Source organism: Neobacillus sp. DZ-9, from assembly GCF_059587065.1.
In genome coordinates this window covers 108,363-126,540 of record NZ_JCAIOL010000007.1, presented here as the reverse complement: position 1 = coordinate 126,540, position 18,178 = coordinate 108,363, and the positions used below count along the sequence as shown (strand labels likewise).

Annotated in this window: 15 protein-coding genes; 14 read left to right on the top strand and 1 reads right to left on the bottom strand. The window is 44.5% G+C overall.

What is annotated here, in order from left to right; translation table 11 throughout:
* Positions 1-52 precede the first annotated feature (52 nt).
* From nuoL to AC59HZ_RS19995, 12 genes are all read left to right on the top strand, one after another.
* Positions 53-1,924 (top strand): NADH-quinone oxidoreductase subunit L, encoded by a 1,872-nt coding sequence (gene nuoL / locus AC59HZ_RS20050; protein ID WP_496547567.1) that lies wholly within the window; start codon positions 53-55, stop codon positions 1,922-1,924.
* Positions 1,921-3,426 (top strand): NADH-quinone oxidoreductase subunit M, encoded by a 1,506-nt coding sequence (locus tag AC59HZ_RS20045; protein ID WP_496547566.1) that lies wholly within the window; start codon positions 1,921-1,923, stop codon positions 3,424-3,426. The genes nuoL and AC59HZ_RS20045 overlap by 4 nt, the downstream gene beginning before the upstream one ends.
* Before the next feature lie 6 nt (positions 3,427-3,432).
* Entirely contained in the window at positions 3,433-4,944 is a 1,512-nt protein-coding gene (gene nuoN / locus AC59HZ_RS20040) for an NADH-quinone oxidoreductase subunit NuoN (RefSeq protein ID WP_496547565.1), read from the top strand.
* 325 nt (positions 4,945-5,269) lie between these two features.
* A complete protein-coding gene (locus AC59HZ_RS20035) occupies positions 5,270-6,091 on the top strand; it encodes a PIG-L family deacetylase (protein WP_496547564.1) in 822 nt (273 codons plus the stop codon).
* 14 nt (positions 6,092-6,105) lie between these two features.
* Positions 6,106-7,398 carry a leucine-rich repeat domain-containing protein gene (locus AC59HZ_RS20030; RefSeq protein WP_496547563.1) on the top strand — a complete coding sequence of 431 codons (1,293 nt, stop codon included), beginning with the start codon at positions 6,106-6,108 and terminating at the stop codon, positions 7,396-7,398.
* Between the two features lie 142 nt (positions 7,399-7,540).
* Complete coding sequence (locus tag AC59HZ_RS20025) at positions 7,541-7,777, top strand: DUF1146 family protein (RefSeq protein ID WP_496547562.1); 237 nt, start codon at positions 7,541-7,543, stop codon at positions 7,775-7,777.
* 235 nt (positions 7,778-8,012) lie between these two features.
* Positions 8,013-8,831, top strand: a complete 819-nt coding sequence (locus AC59HZ_RS20020) for a YwmB family TATA-box binding protein (protein ID WP_496547561.1) — start codon at positions 8,013-8,015, stop codon at positions 8,829-8,831.
* A 32-nt stretch (positions 8,832-8,863) separates the two neighbouring features.
* A complete protein-coding gene (gene murA / locus AC59HZ_RS20015; RefSeq protein ID WP_496547560.1) occupies positions 8,864-10,174 on the top strand; it encodes a UDP-N-acetylglucosamine 1-carboxyvinyltransferase in 1,311 nt (436 codons plus the stop codon).
* 334 nt (positions 10,175-10,508) lie between these two features.
* A complete protein-coding gene (gene spoIID / locus AC59HZ_RS20010; RefSeq protein WP_496547559.1) occupies positions 10,509-11,546 on the top strand; it encodes a stage II sporulation protein D in 1,038 nt (345 codons plus the stop codon).
* A gap of 311 nt (positions 11,547-11,857) precedes the next feature.
* Positions 11,858-12,691: a stage II sporulation protein SpoIIQ gene (spoIIQ, locus tag AC59HZ_RS20005; protein WP_496547734.1), complete on the top strand. Its 834-nt coding sequence runs from the start codon at positions 11,858-11,860 to the stop codon at positions 12,689-12,691.
* Between the two features lie 113 nt (positions 12,692-12,804).
* Positions 12,805-13,260, top strand: a complete 456-nt coding sequence (locus tag AC59HZ_RS20000) for a hypothetical protein (protein WP_496547558.1) — start codon at positions 12,805-12,807, stop codon at positions 13,258-13,260.
* A 124-nt stretch (positions 13,261-13,384) separates the two neighbouring features.
* Positions 13,385-15,412 carry a penicillin-binding transpeptidase domain-containing protein gene (locus AC59HZ_RS19995; RefSeq protein WP_496547557.1) on the top strand — a complete coding sequence of 676 codons (2,028 nt, stop codon included), beginning with the start codon at positions 13,385-13,387 and terminating at the stop codon, positions 15,410-15,412.
* Between the two features lie 122 nt (positions 15,413-15,534).
* On the opposite strand, the gene AC59HZ_RS19990 is transcribed toward AC59HZ_RS19995, so the two are convergent.
* Positions 15,535-15,849, bottom strand: a complete 315-nt coding sequence (locus AC59HZ_RS19990) for an MGMT family protein (protein ID WP_496547556.1) — start codon at positions 15,847-15,849, stop codon at positions 15,535-15,537.
* A 697-nt stretch (positions 15,850-16,546) separates the two neighbouring features.
* On the opposite strand from AC59HZ_RS19990, the gene spoIIID reads away from it, so the two are divergent.
* Entirely contained in the window at positions 16,547-16,819 is a 273-nt protein-coding gene (spoIIID, locus tag AC59HZ_RS19985) for a sporulation transcriptional regulator SpoIIID (protein ID WP_007086083.1), read from the top strand.
* Positions 16,820-17,093: 274 nt separating this feature from the next.
* A complete protein-coding gene (locus AC59HZ_RS19980; protein WP_496547555.1) occupies positions 17,094-18,095 on the top strand; it encodes a rod shape-determining protein in 1,002 nt (333 codons plus the stop codon).
* The last annotated feature ends 83 nt before the right edge of the window (positions 18,096-18,178 follow it).

Here is an 18,178-nt window from a genome sequence, read left to right as displayed (position 1 = left end):
TTCTCTCGAAGATTAGAAAAATTCGGGTGGTGACAGGCACGGATAGGAGAAAATGATGGAAAATGCATGGCTTATACCGCTTTTCCCGCTAATATCGTTTTTGATCCTTCTTCTATTCGGTAAGCGATTGAAGGAAGCGAGTGCGTATGTAGGGATTCTGCTAACGCTGGCATCGCTTATTTATTCGATTTTAGTGTTATTTCAGCGCTTTTCAGAGCCAACCTACGTCACGAAGTTTGACTGGCTCACGATAGGAGATTTTCATATAACAGCGGGCTTTGAAGTGAATCAATTAAATGCATTAATGCTGTTTATCGTATCGCTCGTCAGTTTCTTGGTACATACCTATTCCAAAGGTTATATGCACGGGGACGAGCGCTTTCATGTTTTTTATGCTTACTTAGGATTATTTACTTTTGCCATGCTTGGTCTGGTGATTTCGCCAAACCTGCTGCAAACGTATATCTTCTGGGAACTAGTAGGTGTCGGTTCCTTCCTATTAATCGGTTTCTATTTCTACAAAGAAGAAGCAAAGGCAGCCGCGAAAAAGGCGTTTATCATGACCCGTATCGGAGATGTTGGCCTGTTTATCGGCATGGCGCTGCTCTTCTGGCAGACAAAAAGCTTTGAATACAGCGATATCTTTGCGGCAGTCGACGCTGGTCAGGTGTCAGGCACGATGATCACGTTGACGGCAATTCTGATTTTCATCGGGGCAATTGGTAAATCGGGTCAGTTCCCGCTCCACACATGGCTTCCGGATGCGATGGAAGGTCCAACACCAGTTTCGGCGTTAATCCACGCAGCGACAATGGTTGCCGCCGGGGTATACTTGGTTGCATCACTTTTCCCATTGTTCTCAGCAAGCCATACCGCACTTATGACCGTTGCCGTCATCGGCGGCTTTACCGCCATTTTTGCAGCAAGTATCGGTCTTGTGCAAACGGATATTAAACGAGTACTTGCTTATTCAACTGTCAGCCAGCTTGGTTATATGATGCTCGCACTTGGTTCTGCGGGTTATGTGGCTGGTGTGTTCCACCTGATGACGCACGCGTTCTTCAAGGCACTCTTGTTCTTGGCAGCCGGTTCTGTCATTCATGCAGCACACACACAAGATATTGAAGAAATGGGCGGGCTTTGGAAAAAGCTTAAGCTCACTGGACCATTATTTCTAATTGGAACACTGGCGATCAGTGGTGTGCCGTTATTATCCGGTTTCTTCAGTAAAGATGAAATTTTAGCAGCGGCCTGGGAAGGCGGACATCCGGTTCTTTTCGTCCTTGCTCTAGTCGCGGCATTCTTTACAGCATTCTATATGTTCCGTCTGTTCTTCATGGTATTCACTGGTGAAGCACGCGGCACTCAGAAACATGTTCACGAGTCACCATCTGTGATGACATTCCCAATGATCATCCTTGGTGTTCTAGCAGTGGTTGCTGGTTATGTGAACACACCTTGGTTTGGCACGTTCCTAGGGGATTGGCTCGTAGACGGAAACGAAGCCCTAGCGGCACACGGCCATCACGAAGGTCCAGTTTGGATTATGATTCTAGCAACCGTTGTTTCCTTACTTGGAATCTACCTTGCATGGTTAATTTACGGAAAACGCTCCGTTTCACGCAATTGGCTGAGCGGCAGTGGCGACATGCTTCACACCGTGCTATTAAACAAATATTACGTCGACGAATTCTACCAACTGACAATCGTCGCGATTACAAAAGGAATCAGCTACTTCCTGCGTTTCATCGATACCTTCCTTGTTGAAGGCATCGTCAAAGGCATCGCCGGATTCGTCCAAGGACTTGGAGCAACAGGTTCAAAAATGCAGACCGGCCAGGTGCAGACGTACGGAGCAGTGGCGTTTATCGGACTGGCGTTACTAGCCGTCATCTATGCATTAACAGGGGGGTACTTACGATGAACTTACATGCTATTCTTTCAATCCTAGTATTCTCCCCTTTACTAGGTATCGCCGTTATAGCGTTCATGCCAAAAGATCAGGAAAAATCGATCAAATTGGTTGGCTTTTTGGCTACCATGCCGGCACTGCTGTTATCACTAGCGGCTTATGCTCACTATCTAGCCGGTAAACATTTGAGTGATTTCAGCGTGTCAGTGGATTGGATTCATTTCCGCGGCATGAATGTCGAAGCGCCATACTTCGCCGTAAACTACGAGCTAGCGTTAAGTGGCTTCCAGCTGCTGTTAGTCGTGCTTACAGCGGTAGTGGCAACGCTCGCGTCGATTTCAGCCCGTTATGTGAAAAAAGAATGGAAAGGCTTCTTCATGCTGTTCCTTCTATTAGAAGTAGGCATGCTTGGCGTGTTCACAGCGGAAAACTTAATTCTATTCTTCATTTTCTTCGAGGTTACACTCATTCCGACGTTCTTCTTAATCGGAAAATGGGGTTATTTTGAAAGGGAAAAAGCGGCCTACAGCTTCTTGATTTATAACGGTTTGGGCTCTGCGGTCCTTCTGATCGTGATTATGATTCTGTTTGCCAAAACAGGCACGACCAATATCGATATTTTAAAAGACATCCTGGCAGATCCAAGTGCACCGGTTTCTGGAGACTTAAAGCTTGGCCTTTTGATCGCACTCTTGGTGGCATTTGGGGTCAAATTGCCAATTTTCCCATTGCACAGCTGGATGCTGCGCGTGCACGTACAAGCACCTGTTCCAACTGTTATGATTCACTCTGGTATTCTTTTAAAAATTGGTGCGTACGGATTAATCCGTTTTGGAATGGGACTGTTCCCCGAGCAGTTTGACACTCTTTCGACGTTGATTGCTGTCCTTGGAGTGATTAATCTTCTCTACGGGGCGTTCCTTGCGTTCATTCAAACAGACTTTAAAATGGTTTTGGCTTACTCGTCGATTTCTCACATGGGAATCGTGTTAATTGGACTTGCGGCAATGAATGAAGCCGGGGTTCAAGGGGCAATTTTCCAAGTGATTTCACACGGCTTAATTTCGGCCTTATTGTTCTTCTTAGTGGGTGTGTTATACGAACGCACCGATACATCTTTGATTGGAAATCTTGGCGGAATGGCAAAGGGAATGCCGGTTGCGGCGGGCTTCCTATTAGCAGGGGCAATGGCATCACTTGGACTTCCTGGTATGTCTGGATTCGTCAGCGAATTCATGGCGTTCTTAGGGCTTTTCAAAGAAATGCCTTGGCTTGCGGCTGTTGGTACGATCGGCATCATTATGACAGCAGCATATTTGCTTCGCGCCGTGCTTGGCATGACGTTTGGCAAGACACACCGCGAATTTACTGGCGTGCTTGATCTGAAAGGCGTTGAATTTGTGCCAGTGGTAGTACTTATGTTGTTAATCGTGTTAATCGGTGTTTACCCAAGTGTTCTAAGCTCACCGCTTCAATCCACACTTGAGACTATCATGCCAGGGCTGGGAGGGTGATGAAGGATGAGTTTTGAGACATTGAGTCAGTTTAACTGGAGTGTCATGACACCAGAGTTCATCATCCTTGGTGTTGCTGCACTTCTAACGCTTTTAGATTTATTTATGCCGAAGGGGCAGGATCGCCGTATCCTTGGCTGGATTGGCATTGCGGCGATCGCAGCGGCAATGGTTTCCGTTGCAAGCTTAGCGGGCGGTGCTGTTGTCTCGATTTTGGATGATACCTTCCGCCTTGACAGCTTTGCTATTGCCTTTAAATTGCTGCTCCTTGGCGGTGCGGGACTGGTCCTATTCCTTGCCGTCAGCTATGAAGCGAAGGAAGGCATGGAAGAATACCGCGGCGAGTTTTACTATTTGTTCTTAACAGCGCTCCTCGGTGCGATGTTCATGACCTCCAGCGGTGATTTAATCACGTTATTCATCGGGTTAGAATTGTTATCTATTTCTTCCTATATTTTAGCGGGCATCCGAAAGCATAACCTGAAGTCGAACGAATCAGCGATGAAATACGTCATTAACGGCGGAATTTCCACTGCGATTACCTTGTTCGGGATGAGCTATGTATACGGATTAACCGGATCTACAAATTTGCTGGCGATTGCCCAAAGCCTATCAGGTTTAACAGATGGCCAGCATGTGTACTTGCTTGGATTATCATTTTTGATGATTTTCGTTGGTCTAGCGTTTAAATTGGCAGCAGCGCCGTTCCATATGTGGGCACCAGACGTCTACCAAGGTGCGCCGACACCGGTTACTGCGTTCTTAAGCGTTGTTTCCAAAACGGCTGGTTTTGTGATTGTCATTAGGATTCTGTTAACGGTATTTGGTGCTGCGGTCACGAAGGGTCCAGGCTCGATGCCAATTTTGCTCGACATGCAGGACTATATCGCTTTTATCGCGGGAGCTACAATGATCATCGGTAACGTGGTGGCATTGAAGCAGTCGAACATTAAAAGAATGTTTGCGTACTCCAGTATCGCTCATGCCGGTTACATCCTGGTTGCGTTAACGTCCCTTTCGTCCAATATGTTCTATTCCATCTGGTTCTACTTGCTAGCGTATTTGTTCATGAACCTTGGAGCGTTTGCGGTAATCCAGGTAGTAACGGAAAAAACGGGCTCGGCTAAGATTGCGGATTTTGCGGGATTATACCGCCGTTCACCAGGATTAGCTGTTGTGATGGGAATCTTATTGATTTCCTTGGCAGGCTTCCCGGGAACAGCCGGCTTTATCGGGAAATTGAATATCTTTATCGGGGCGTTTTCCGGAGTACCGCATTATGTGCTAGCTTCGATTATGATTGCGACAACGGTCGTGTCTTATTTCTACTATTTCGGTGTGATGACACAAATCTTCTTCCGTCCGGCAGCAAGTGAAGGCAGGTTCAAGATTCCAGCAAGCATTCTCGTTGTCTTGATTGTCGCTGTCGTGGGAAGCGTGCTATTCGGCATCATGCCAAACATCGCATTAGACTACATGAACAACAACTTAGACATCTTGGCTGACTTTTTTAGCTGAGGTTTAAGTGGTTAAATATAAGGGGTAATTTTTATACACTGTTGATTGGAGCGGAAGGCACGAAGACTCCTGCGGGAGAACGGGGCAGGGGAGACCCCCTAGGCGCTTTAGCGCTTAGGGGGCCCTCCGGATCGCCCTAAGGTGCGCGAAGTGCCTGTAGCGTAAATCAACAACTAAGTTAAAAAAAGAAGAGGTTGGGGAGCCTCTTCTTTTTTTTTGTGGATTTTCGGGACTTTTCTACCGTAAAATAACGCAATATGTCTAAATATGGGGTATAATGGAAAATGGTAGATTAATATATATATAGGTTTTCAAGGGGGGCACTATGAAAAAGCTGCGCATTTTTTTTATGATTCTTTTACTAGTAACAGCGTCTCAATCCTTTCGTCTGGTCGGATCAGCGCAAGTACAGAAGCCGGTGGTGATTTTTTATAGCCCGCACCAGGATGATGAAGTTTTATCAATGGGGATGGGGATTGTTAACAGTATCCTTCAAGGCTACGAGGTTCACCTGGTTCTAATGACCGACGGCGGCGGGGCGGTCGGAGCAATGAATGACGTGAATAAAAGGCTATCAAATGAACAATTCCCGCTGATTACAAAGGATGATCTCATTAAAGCGCGAACAAGCGAATTTCTGCGTTCGGCCGCAGCACTTGGAGTCAAGTCGGAGAACATCCACCTGATGAATTTTCCGGATGGACAGTTATCCTACGATCAGGCGAAGCAGACGGTTGAATCGTTTGAAAAACAATATCCACATGCGATTCATAAATCCTTGTCCTATATGGACAACCACAATGACCACGCCATTATGGGAAAGGCGTTAAATGATTTGTACAACGAGCATAAGATCCGCGATGTCCGATTTTATGTAAAAAATGTCCTATTCAATACCCTTCCTGGCAGTACAGAGGCACCAGGTAAAAATACAGCCAATCTTCCTATCATCAAACAGGCTGTGTTTGTCTACAAACAATGGGCTCCGGCCGCACAAATGTATTCAGTCGGCTATATTTCCGTACCAAGTAACTTTGATGCGCTGGAAAAAGATGCAGAGAGCAGGACGCACATGGCTAATACGCCATCAACCATTTGTAAAAATGCGCCTTCGGCCTGGCAGCGTACATATATGTGTAAGCAATAAGGGGGGTTTAAAGTATGAAAATTCTAAAATGGCTATTCTTACTGGTTTTACTGGTGCTTGCTCATCCGCTGATGAAAGGACAGGCTGAGGGTCTTGTCACGGATAACAACCTGGCTGCCGCGATTAAACAGGAGCTGGGGATCGAGGGCAGGGAGCTGACCGAGGCTGATTTATTAACGTTAACGTCGTTAAATGCAACAAATCGCAATATTAGCAGTCTTGAGGGTCTGCAATTTGCTGCCAACCTGCAATTTCTGGCGCTCGATCATAATAACATCACGGATTTGACTCCGATAAAAGGCATGGCTCAGTTACAGGAACTTTATCTGAAGGAAAATCAGATTGCGGATGTTTCACCGCTTTCGGGGCTCACCAATTTAGGAGCGCTTAATTTTGATACGAACCGTCTCACAGATATAATTTCTCTTACGGGGTTAACTAATTTGCAGGTGCTATCGTTTAACAATAATAAGGTAACCAATCTCGCACCGCTTGCTCCGTTGACTAATTTGATTACTTTATCGATGGACAGCAATTCTTTTAAGGATATTACTCCTTTAAAAAACATGGCAAGCTTAAATGCCGTTTCCTTCATGAATGTGGACCTGGAGCTAGGTAAGGGCAGCAGTAATGGTGGAATCCTTGAACAGTTGGGCTCACGAGCTAGTGTTTATTTTTCAAAAATAAAAGTGACGAGGACTATTCATACAAATAGACTGGCTGGAATCTCATGGAAGTATCTTGATAGCGGGATCGATAAGGTGGAAATCAGTATTAATGATGGAAAACCGGTGGCCGTGAGTGGGACAACCACGAATTATTTGTTTGGTAGTTTGAATCCGGCTCAGGCTTATAAGGTTACGGTTTCCGCATACAAAAAGGGGAATCTCGAGTTTACAGGGGATTTAACGGTTACGACGGATGCGGCGGTGACTTTGAGTAAGTGGTTAAAGGTGGACGCCAATTGGTATTATATTAATCCGGCGACCGGGAATCTGACGATTGGCTGGCTGAAGGATCTTAATAAATGGTATTACCTTGATAATAGTGGAAAAATGACATCGGGCTGGCAGATGGTGAATGGCAAATGGTATTATTTGTCGGCGAGCGGTGCGATGATGACGGGTTGGCTGCAGGATAAAGGCAAGTGGTATTATCTTGACGGCTCGGGTGCGATGCGGACAGGCTGGCTGTATTACAAGGCAAACTGGTATTATCTTGATAGCTCCGGAGCGATGAAAACGGGCTGGGTCACGATTGGCGGCAAGAGGTATTATTTTTATGCCAGCGGGATTATGAGTCGTTGAATGGGGGAAGCCGATATGGCTTCCTTTTATTTGTCACAAAATTTTCACATTTGCAGGCTAAATAGAAAAATTTAGAAATTGTTACGATTTTCACACGTTGATGTGATAGAATAAACATTGTGTGAAAAAGGAGGCAAACAGATTGATGAATGATTTTGGGCAAATTGCGCTGGTTAGTATTATTTCTCATTTAGTGTTCATTGCGATTACTTGGTGGGCCCTGCAGGCGATCCGCCTTGAGAAGCTGCTGCGGCCAAACCATGTGTTTCAGGCGCGTTTATTGTACATATTATTAGCCATTTTCATTGGTTCATCTGTTAGTAACTTTTTCCTTGATTATCTCCAATGGTCCCAGCAACTGCCGTTGATTTTACAATAAAAATGACAAATTGGAAAAAATTTAGGTCTTCGTACATGTTCCAATTTGTCCATATTTTGAGTACAATTCTCTTTGTGTGGAAAAAATATAATCAGTGATTTAATGTGAAAAGGTGAACTTGAAACTTTTGTACATTGTTTCACGTATAAATATTGAAACTTGTCTAAAAGTGACGACATTTCCCAAGTATGCTCTGCTCTTCCTTGGAAACAATGGTAGTAAGGGGGAGACGAGAATGAAGAGAAACAGTAAGATTCTTTTAGGCGTGGTTGCAATTTTATGTTTTATCCTGGTTGTGATAGGGAACCGAACAACTGAAGCAAACGGCGGCCTGGATTTTTTTAATAAAGAAAAAATGGACGACGGGAGAGCGTCAATTTTTCAAAACAGCGGCGGACAGGATTTAGCGAAAATCGGCTCTATTTTACAAGCCGAAGATATTTTGCTCAATGAATGGTCGTATTATGCACGAGAACATCTTGCAGGCCTGAAAAGTGAAAAGGAAGTTCAGGAATACGTAGAAAAGCTTAAGAAAAAGTTTCCCGAGTGGGATTGGTCTGTGAAAAACACCAGTGAATATCGGGAAGTGACAGCAGTATCTCCAACATCTAAACACCACAACGAAATGCTTCAAATTATGGCAACCCACACAAAACAACCTATCGATGCGTATATAGTTTATAGAGTCAGCGGGAGAGATTGGAATAAGTTGTCAGAGGCTTTTTTCACCACCGGGCAATTCAAAAATAGGCTATCTGACATATTTCGAGGAAAACCTACAGTTTTCTCTTGTATGAAAGGCGTTTTCAGTGATAAGATTGATACGGCTTTACCTGAGGAAGCAAACAGGTTAATGTCAAGATTTAATGCAAAAGAGATCGAAGCGTTAAAAGAGGAGAATTTCATGTCTGTTTCGGCATCATCGCCAATGTTTACAGGCTCCATAGATAATAAAGAAAATAACATGAATTTACAAATTGGCATACGCTCCGAAGGATTGGGCGCGGGAACTACCATCGTAGTTGGCACACCAATCATTACGATTGAATATTAATATAGAGAAAATGGACGCGGAGGGGAATACTCTTGGAAAAGATCATCGTCCGCGGCGGACAAAGGCTTAATGGAACGGTAAAAGTAGAAGGTGCAAAAAATGCCGTCCTGCCTGTTATCGCTGCAACATTATTAGCAAGTGATGGAAAAAGTGTAATTCGTGATGTACCTACACTCTCCGATGTATACACAATTAATGAAGTTTTACGCAACTTAAATGCTGAAGTGGTATTTGACAATAATACAGTTGTTGTTGATGCATCCAGAGAGTTAAAAGATGAGGCGCCATTCGAATACGTTCGTAAAATGCGCGCGTCTGTCCTTGTCATGGGATCTCTATTGGCACGTAATGGCCGGGCTCGTGTAGCTCTTCCAGGTGGTTGTGCCATCGGATCTCGTCCTATCGACCAGCACTTAAAGGGCTTTGAAGCCATGGGTGCAACAGTGAAGGTAGGGAATGGCTTTATCGAAGCGGAGGTAGACGGCCGCTTGAAAGGTGCCAAGATCTACTTGGATTTCCCAAGTGTTGGTGCAACGGAAAACATTATGATGGCGGCAACCCTAGCGGTTGGAACGACTATCATCGAAAACGTCGCAAAAGAACCAGAAATCGTTGATCTTGCAAACTTCCTGAACAAAATGGGTGCGCGGGTACGCGGCGCAGGTACAGGCACATTGAGGATTGAGGGTGTCGATGTATTATTCGGTGCCGACCATAACATTATTCCTGACCGGATTGAAGCAGGTACCTTCATGGTTGCCTCAGCGATTACTGGCGGAAATGTGTTGGTAAAGGGCGCAGTTCCGGAACATTTATCTTCCTTAATTGCAAAGATGGAAGAAATGGGTGTAGAAATTCATGAGGAAGAGGATGGCGTCCGTGTTATCGGTCCTGATCGCTTGAAGGCCGTTGACATTAAAACGATGCCGCATCCAGGCTTCCCAACAGATATGCAATCGCAAATGATGGCTTTATTGCTTCGTGCTGAAGGAACTTCGATGATTACAGAAACGGTGTTTGAGAATCGTTTTATGCACGTTGAAGAATTCCGCCGTATGAATGCTGATATTAAAATTGAAGGCCGTTCTGTTATTTTAAATGGTCCTTCGAATTTACAGGGTGCAGAAGTGTCAGCAACGGATTTAAGAGCCGCAGCTGCGTTGATTTTAACTGGTTTGGTTTCTGAAGGCGTGACACGTGTAACTGAGCTGAAGCACTTAGACCGCGGCTACGTGGATTTCCACGGCAAATTAGCTGGGATAGGCGCAGACATCGAGCGCGTGAAAGAAATCGACGAGAACATCGTCGAAGTCGAGAAATACGTTTCAGATATGAATGCTTAAGTTTATTATATTAGGTTGAATTTGAGTTTGAGTTTAGTGGAAATCGAAGATTGGTGTACGGTGGTCTGATATCCGACCAGCGTAGCAGTCTTCGGTTTTTTTGTTTTTAATGGTGCTTGTAGTATTAATGGTGTCATAGGGTGTCAGGCACCGCTCATGGACAGTTGTCTTTTTTTGGTGTCAGGCACCATCCGTGGACATTTGTTTTTCCGCATTGTACACCGTGCGAGAACGCAAAAAAATCTGTAATAAATGCTTGTCCGCTTCCATATGTTTAAGTGAGATGCATTCCGGCAGTGTGTCCGGCTGCAAATTACAAACTGGAGGCACAATCATGATAAAAATCAAACCATTCATCGCACTAGCAGCATTCCTCATTGCCTTGACTCTAATTATCCCCGCTGTACTTGTATTACCATTTTCAGATGAACATAAGGCAAGTGGAAAATTAGGCGAGAATCTATCCAAGCCCTCGGCGAAGGTCACAGATGTGACGTCCACATCTAAAGATCCTGCAGTGGAGGTATCGGTCTTTCGGTTTTCAAAGTCAAAGATTGAAAAGGTCCAATTAGAGGATTATCTCGTCGGGGTTGTGGCGGCTGAAATGCCTGCTGATTTCGAGGAGGAGGCACTCAAGGCCCAGGCGCTGACGGCAAGGACCTATATCGTTCACAGATTAATAACAAAAGATACGCTCGGCGTCCCAAAAGGTGCTCAGGTCAATGACACTCAAAATCATCAAGTGTATATGAATGATGATGAGCAAAGAAAATCTTGGGGCAAGGACTTTGAATGGAAGAAGAAAAAGGTTTTAGAGGCCGTCCGGTCGACGAGCGGGCAAATTCTGACTTACGAAGGCAAGCCGATTGATGCGTTGTTTTTCTCTACCAGTAATGGCTATACGGAAAACTCTGAGGATTATTGGTCCGGCAGCATTCCTTATTTAAGAAGTGTTTCGAGTCCTTGGGATAAAAATTCACCTAAATTTAATAGCCAAAAGGTAATGGCGGTTCGGGAGTTTGAGGCGAAGCTGGGGGTAAAGATTGGTTCAAGCGGGACGATAGGTAAAATTGTGGAACGGACTACAGGAAAACGGGTGGGCAAGGTCAATTTTAACGGGAAGGTCTTCAGTGGGAAAGAAATTCGCGACAAATTGGATTTAAGATCCTCCGACTTCGCCTGGGAGCGAAAGGGAAGTAACATTGTCATCACCACGAAGGGCTTCGGCCATGGCGTCGGGATGAGCCAGTATGGCGCGAACGGAATGGCGGAGGAAGGTTCGGATTATAAGGAGATTGTGAAGCATTACTACAAAGGTGTCGAAATCACCTCAGCAGAAAACATGCTGGCGACGATTACGGCGCAAAAATAGCATTAGGGGCCAGGCGTAGATGCCTGGCTTTTTGGTTTTTTTATTGGGTGGATTCGAAAGATGTACTGCTCGAAATAGGGAAGTGACTGATAAAATATTGAAAGTGATCGTTAAATTTTAAAAAGTGACCAGCCATCTACGATTACTTCCTACTCTATTAAATAAAACTAGACAAATGACTGCGCAAAAAAAATTTCCTCCATTCATGCATAAAAACTCCCTCCGTGTCGAAAAATAAGTTTTAAAAATTTTTTCAGACTAGTGTATATAATTCTACTTATCTGTTCAGAATGATTGCTGAGGTGATGAAAATGAGAGAGGAAGAAAACAAACGATCTTCTCAAAGTTCCAGTGCAAAACGCTTTTTTAAGAAGCGTTGGGTCTTTCCAGCCATCTATATCGCAAGTGCAGCAATCATTTTAACCGGAGTTCTTTGGTATCAAGCGAGCGGCAGTAAAACAGATAAGTACGACTACAAGTCTACTGATATCGCTGGTAAAAAGAACCAGGCACCAGCTGTTGAAGTTAACAAAGCTTTAGAAAACTTCAAAATGCCGGTAACAATGGAAAAAGCTCCAGTTATCAAAACGAAATTCTATGATTTCAATGCAAAACCAGAGGATCAGGAAGCAGCTTTAGTATATTACGATAACACCTATAACCAAAGCACAGGTGTCGACATTACCGTGAAAAATGGCGAAACGTTTGACGTTTTGGCATCACTAAGCGGAAAGGTTACTCGTGTTGAAGAAGATGCTGTTCTCGGTAACGTGATTGAAATCGAGCACGACAATGGGGTTGTTACACAATATCAATCCGTAAAAGAAATTAAGGTCAAGGTTGGCGACGAAGTAAAACAAGGACAAGTTCTTGCCAAGGCTGGACAAAGCTTGTTCAATGAAAAAGCTGGAACGCATGTACATTTTGAAATTCGTAAAGATGGTGTGGCTGTAAACCCAACAAACTACTTTAACAAATCGTTGAGTGCTTTACAGGAAGACACACAATCGAACGATAGCACAGAGTCAGTGGAAATGCCGAAACAAAAGCAAGATGATCAAATGATTGAAGATCCTGCTTCTGATGACACTCCTTCTGATAAAGAAGATCAATCTATTGATTCAAAAGACAAGAAAAACTCTTAATTTTGTAATAAAGGGGGAAGAGGGAACTCTCCTCTTTTTTTTGTTTTTAAGGAAAAAAATGTAACTTTTTGAAAAACTAACCTCTCAGAAACTTTCTTCATGGAGGTAGTTACATGCCAGCAATTATTCGTTTCGGTTTACTTATTATTTCTTGGCTGTCCATCTTTTATCTACCAAAAGAATCAGTAAAAAAATATACACCGGTGGCCACGTTTTCATCATTACTGGTCTTGGTTCTAAGTATCTTATCATTTCGGTTTAAATGGTGGAGAGTCAGAGGAGGCGTATCTAAAAAAATCTTTAATGACTTTAGCTTTATTTTTGGTCCGTATTTTGTCGGCACGATATGGATATTCCATTTGAGTTTCGGGAGATTTTGGCTATATGGTTTGATTAATCTTTTCATGGATACAGTGCTCTTATATCCTCTCAATAAAATGTTTGAAAAACTAGGCATGTATAAATTAATCAGAATCACACCAAAGCAGCTATTATACACAACACTAAGCTTCGCACTCGCACTCTACGGATTTCAACTATACATATCAAAACCAAAATCCAGTGAATAAACTGGATTTTTTTCTCATCATTAGCGTACGAACATATGTGTCCTCCTGTGGCGGACAATTCAGTAGAAATGTCTTTTTATGGTGCCTGACACCATGGTAGAATGTAGTAAAAGGAGGGATTTTTTTGAAAAGATTAATGAGGGGCGTGCTCGCAGTATTTGTTGTTGTCCTTATTATCACTGGCTGCAGCAAGGAACCGACGCCTCAGGACAGATTCTCTGACTACATAGCTCTATGGAATCAGCAAAAGTTTGATAAGATGTATGACTATCTTTCAAACGATGCAAGACAGAATATCACCAAAGATGAATTCACCAGCCGCTATCAAAAAATCTACCAAGACCTTCAGATTAAAGACCTCAAGATTAACTTCAAAAAACCAAAAGAGGATAAACAGGCCGATAAGGAGAAGGCCCAATATTCTTTTACCGCTAAAATGAGCAGTATTGCTGGACCTATTCAATTTACCCAGACAGCGAAGTTGTTGAAGGAAGACCCCAGCGAAAATGAAAAAACGAACTGGTATGTAGACTGGAATACAGAGTATATTTTTCCAAAATTAAAGGAGGGCGATACGATTGGCCTGAACACGATTGCACCTAAGCGCGGAGAGATTCTTGACCGGAACGGAAACGGGCTTGCGGTGAATGGCCAGGCGTATGAGGTGGGCGTAATAGCCGGGGAGGTAAATGAGCCGGTGATGGCGCAGCTTGCTCCTCTGTTGAATATGACGCCGGAACAGATCAATAAGGCTTTGAGTGCAAGCTGGGTGAAGCCCGGGTTGTTTGTGCCGCTGAAATCTGTATCAATGGATGACACGGAGCGGGTTGCCCAGCTTGTTGCACTTGAGCCGGTCAAAACGCGGAAAGTAGAGGCGAGGGTTTATCCTTTCGGCCAGGCTGCTGCGCAACTAATCGGGTATGTCGGGCCGATTACGGCAGATGAGCTGGAGAAGCGAAAGGACAAAGGTTATACAAGTCGTGATGTAATCGGGAAGCGCGGGCTCGAGCAAGTGCTCGATGAGCAGTTGAAGGGCACGAGCGGCGTTAAAATCGTGATTAAAAAGAAGGCTGGCGGTACTGCCACGGGCTCCGGCTCCGGTTCAGAGGAAGTGCTTGCGGAAAAACCTGTAGCGGACGGGAAGAATGTTAAGCTGACGATCGACGGCGGGACGCAGAAGACGATCTTTGACGAGATGGGCGGAGAGGCTGGAGCAGCAGCAGCGATGAATCCGGTCAGCGGGGAGACGCTGGCACTTGTCAGCAGTCCGTCGTTTGACCCGAACCAAGCGGCGCTGGGGTTCTCAGCGGATGAGTGGAAGGCGCTGCAGGAAGATGCCAAAAAACCGCTGACGACACGGTTTAAGCAGGATTATGCACCTGGATCTGTTATGAAGGCTATCACCGCCTCTGTAGGACTTGAGAGCGGGTCCATATCGCCAGGCGATACGGTGCCAATCCTCGGGAAGAAATGGCAAAAGGATGCCTCTTGGGGCGGCTATTTCGTGACACGGGTGCACGAAGGCAGCCCGATTAATTTGGAGAAGGCGTTCGTGTTTTCGGACAATATTTATTTCGCGCAGGCGGCGTTGAAAATGGGAAAGGATGCGTTTGCGAGCGGGCTGAAGAAGTTTGGCTTTGAGGAAGAGCTGACGTATCCGTATCCACTTGAAACATCAAAAATTGGTGCGATGGAAAGCGACATATCGCTAGCCGATACGGGCTACGGACAGGGGCAGATTCAAATGAGCATCGTCCATTTGCTTGCTTCATATACCCCATTTATGAATAATGGCAATATGATTAAGCCGATTCTATTGGACGAAGAGCAGCGGAACCAGGTATGGCGGGAATCGGTGGTCTCGAGTGAGCATGCAGGGATGGTCGCGGCTGATTTAAGAAAGGTTGTGGCCGATGCAGGAGGTACGGGTCATTCTGCAGATATGGCTGACTATCCTTTGGCTGGAAAAACGGGCACGGCGGAGATTAAGCAGAAGCAAGGCGAAACCGGCACCGAAAACGGCTGGTTCATCGCCTACAACACCAATTCTCCGAGTCTGATGGTGGCGATGATGGTCGAAGGAGTGCAGGGCCGAGGAGGTTCGCAGGTACCGGTTAAAAAGGTGAAGAACATTTTTATGAAAATGAAGTGAGGCTTCCAAACCAATCCGAGATTCGGGTTGGTTTTTTTGTCGCCGGTTCCGGCTACAGTTCAGTTCTAGTTCCAGTGAAACGTTTATTATATCGGCGAAACTACTTTTGTGATTTTTTTCGGCTAGGATTCAAACGGCTTATATTGATATTTTTCTAAGTCGATCACACCATTCAAGCCTACTTCTACCCCTTCGGCTTCAAGCGACCACAACTGTTCCTGGTAGGATTCTTCGTCCTGCAGGGCGATTTGCCCCTTGGCATTGATGACACGGTGCCAGGGAAGGCGGTGTTTTTTACTCATGGAATGAAGGATGCGGACGACTTGGCGCGCTGCTCTTGGACTGCCGGCCAACGCGGCGATTTGGCCATAAGTCATAACTTTTCCAGCTGGGATATTTCGAATGATTTCAATGACATTTTCAGTAAAGGGAGTCACAGCATTATTCCTTTCTCAGACAACATAAACTTATTATATAAGATTTGAAAAAATACTTATCCCCCATTCTTTATAAATTTTAAATGTTTTTATCATCGTGGTCGAAGTGGTCGAAGGCGATAGCAAAAAAATTGAGGGATTTTGGGGTAGAAAATTTGAGGTGAACGACGTTTCTGACTACAAAATTGCCATTTTTGAATAATTTTTTGCTCGACAAATTTCTCAGGAAATAATGCCGACCATGACTGTATTTCCTAGAAAAACCTTAATAACAAGCGGTTTTAGGCGATACAACAGGATTGTCGAAAAAATGGAAGGTGTCCTATTTATCAAAAAATTTCCGAAAAGCCTTGTCCCGATTCGGGATTTTGTGCATAAACCCGTATCCAAGCTAATAAACTGTTACAAACCTTTACAAAGAGAGTGTTTGAGGTGAAGAGTCGTTTGAAGTTAGCGGGAATTCAGCCGGGGACATGATTATTCATTGTATGATATCAGAAGGTACATTACTTTCTGCCGCATGGTGCCACCTAAAAAATCGAGTGTCCACCCCAAATGGACAAAATGGCGAAAATGTCTTTTTATGGTGCCTGACACCACAAAAAAACACTCCATTCCATGCGGAAGCAGAATTGGTCGAAGTGATAAGCGGGTCTCATTTCACACTACTCACATCCAATTTAGGGAGGGCGAGAGTGTGCACGATTACATCAAAGAGAGAACTATCAAGATTGGAAAGTATATCGTGGAGACGAGGAAAACGGTTCGCGTGATTGCGAAGGAGTTTGGCGTATCCAAAAGTACAGTCCATAAGGATTTGACAGAGAGACTACCTGAAATTAATCCAGAGCTGGCAAACGAAGTAAAGGAAATATTAGATTATCATAAATCGATTCGTCATCTCAGGGGCGGCGAGGCGACAAAAATGAAGTATCAAAAAGAAGAAAAGGAAGGAGAGGCTGTCAAGTAAGCCATGATCCTTTTCGAAAATAGCTAATTTCTTGATGTTTGAACCTCGTTTCAAACATCACTTTTGTTTTAAAAGAGATTAAATTTTCTAACGAGATTTTCACAGGAAACGCACGTATTTCAAGGTGTTCTCTTATATTCTTCTCATAGCTGTCATACTTCTGCAAAATTCTACGTTATTTTTTTATATTGTTATGGAAATTGTAATGAATATGATACAATAGACAATTAGGAAAAGTATGTGGAATTCCGCTCTGAGGAGGAAAGAAAAGAGAATGTTTGCAAGGGATATTGGGATTGATTTAGGAACGGCTAACGTGCTGATTCACGTAAAAGGCCGTGGAATCGTATTAAACGAGCCTTCTGTCGTTGCCATTGACAAAAATACAAACAAGGTGCTTGCCGTCGGTGAGGAAGCCCGCCGCATGGTCGGCCGTACACCAGGAAATATTGTCGCGATTCGCCCGCTTAAGGACGGCGTTATCGCAGACTTTGACGTTACAGAAGCAATGTTAAAACATTTTATTAATAAACTAAACGTAAAAGGGTTTTTATCCAAGCCGCGCATCTTGATTTGCTGCCCAACGAACATTACAAGCGTTGAGCAAAAAGCGATCCGTGAAGCAGCTGAAAAGAGCGGCGGGAAAAAGATCTATCTTGAAGAGGAGCCAAAGGTAGCGGCGATTGGCGCAGGCATGGACATCTTCCAGCCAAGCGGTAATATGGTAGTGGACATCGGGGGAGGAACGACAGATGTTGCAGTCCTTTCAATGGGCGATATCGTGACTTCTTCCTCCATCAAAATGGCTGGCGACAAGTTCGATATGGAAATCCTCAACTACATTAAGCGCGAGTACAAGCTGTTGATCGGCGAGCGTACAGCTGAAAATATAAAAATCAACATCGGTACTGTATTCCCAGGTTCACGCTCGGAAGAAATGGAAATTCGTGGCCGTGACATGGTGAGCGGTCTGCCTCGCACGATTACCGTTCGTTCCGAAGAAATCGAAGGCTCATTGCACGAATCCGTGGCCGTTATCGTTCAGGCTGCCAAAAGTGTCCTTGAGCGCACACCGCCAGAGCTTTCTGCCGACATCATTGACCGAGGCGTCATTCTGACCGGCGGCGGAGCATTGCTGCACGGCATCGATATGCTGCTTGCGGATGAACTGAAGGTTCCCGTTCTTGTAGCCGAAAATCCAATGGACTGCGTTGCAATCGGAACTGGCATCATGCTTGATAACATCGATCGGATTCAAAATAGGAAATTTGGATAATTGGATTCTGACCACTGCAGATAATTGGTATTTTTTTCTGATTTAGGTTGTATGACATCTAACCACAAAAAGTCTAATGTAGC

Excerpts from the sequence above, each read along its gene's own strand:
- nuoL (WP_496547567.1), top strand. The coding sequence starts at position 53 with ATGATGGAAAATGCATGGCTTATACCGCTTTTCCCGCTAATATCGTTT.
- AC59HZ_RS20045 (WP_496547566.1), top strand. The coding sequence starts at position 1,921 with ATGAACTTACATGCTATTCTTTCAATCCTAGTATTCTCCCCTTTACTA.
- nuoN (WP_496547565.1), top strand. The coding sequence starts at position 3,433 with ATGAGTTTTGAGACATTGAGTCAGTTTAACTGGAGTGTCATGACACCA.
- AC59HZ_RS20035 (WP_496547564.1), top strand. The coding sequence starts at position 5,270 with ATGAAAAAGCTGCGCATTTTTTTTATGATTCTTTTACTAGTAACAGCG.
- AC59HZ_RS20030 (WP_496547563.1), top strand. The coding sequence starts at position 6,106 with ATGAAAATTCTAAAATGGCTATTCTTACTGGTTTTACTGGTGCTTGCT.
- AC59HZ_RS20020 (WP_496547561.1), top strand. The coding sequence starts at position 8,013 with ATGAAGAGAAACAGTAAGATTCTTTTAGGCGTGGTTGCAATTTTATGT.
- spoIID (WP_496547559.1), top strand. The coding sequence starts at position 10,509 with ATGATAAAAATCAAACCATTCATCGCACTAGCAGCATTCCTCATTGCC.
- spoIIQ (WP_496547734.1), top strand. The coding sequence starts at position 11,858 with ATGAGAGAGGAAGAAAACAAACGATCTTCTCAAAGTTCCAGTGCAAAA.
- AC59HZ_RS20000 (WP_496547558.1), top strand. The coding sequence starts at position 12,805 with ATGCCAGCAATTATTCGTTTCGGTTTACTTATTATTTCTTGGCTGTCC.
- AC59HZ_RS19980 (WP_496547555.1), top strand. The coding sequence starts at position 17,094 with ATGTTTGCAAGGGATATTGGGATTGATTTAGGAACGGCTAACGTGCTG.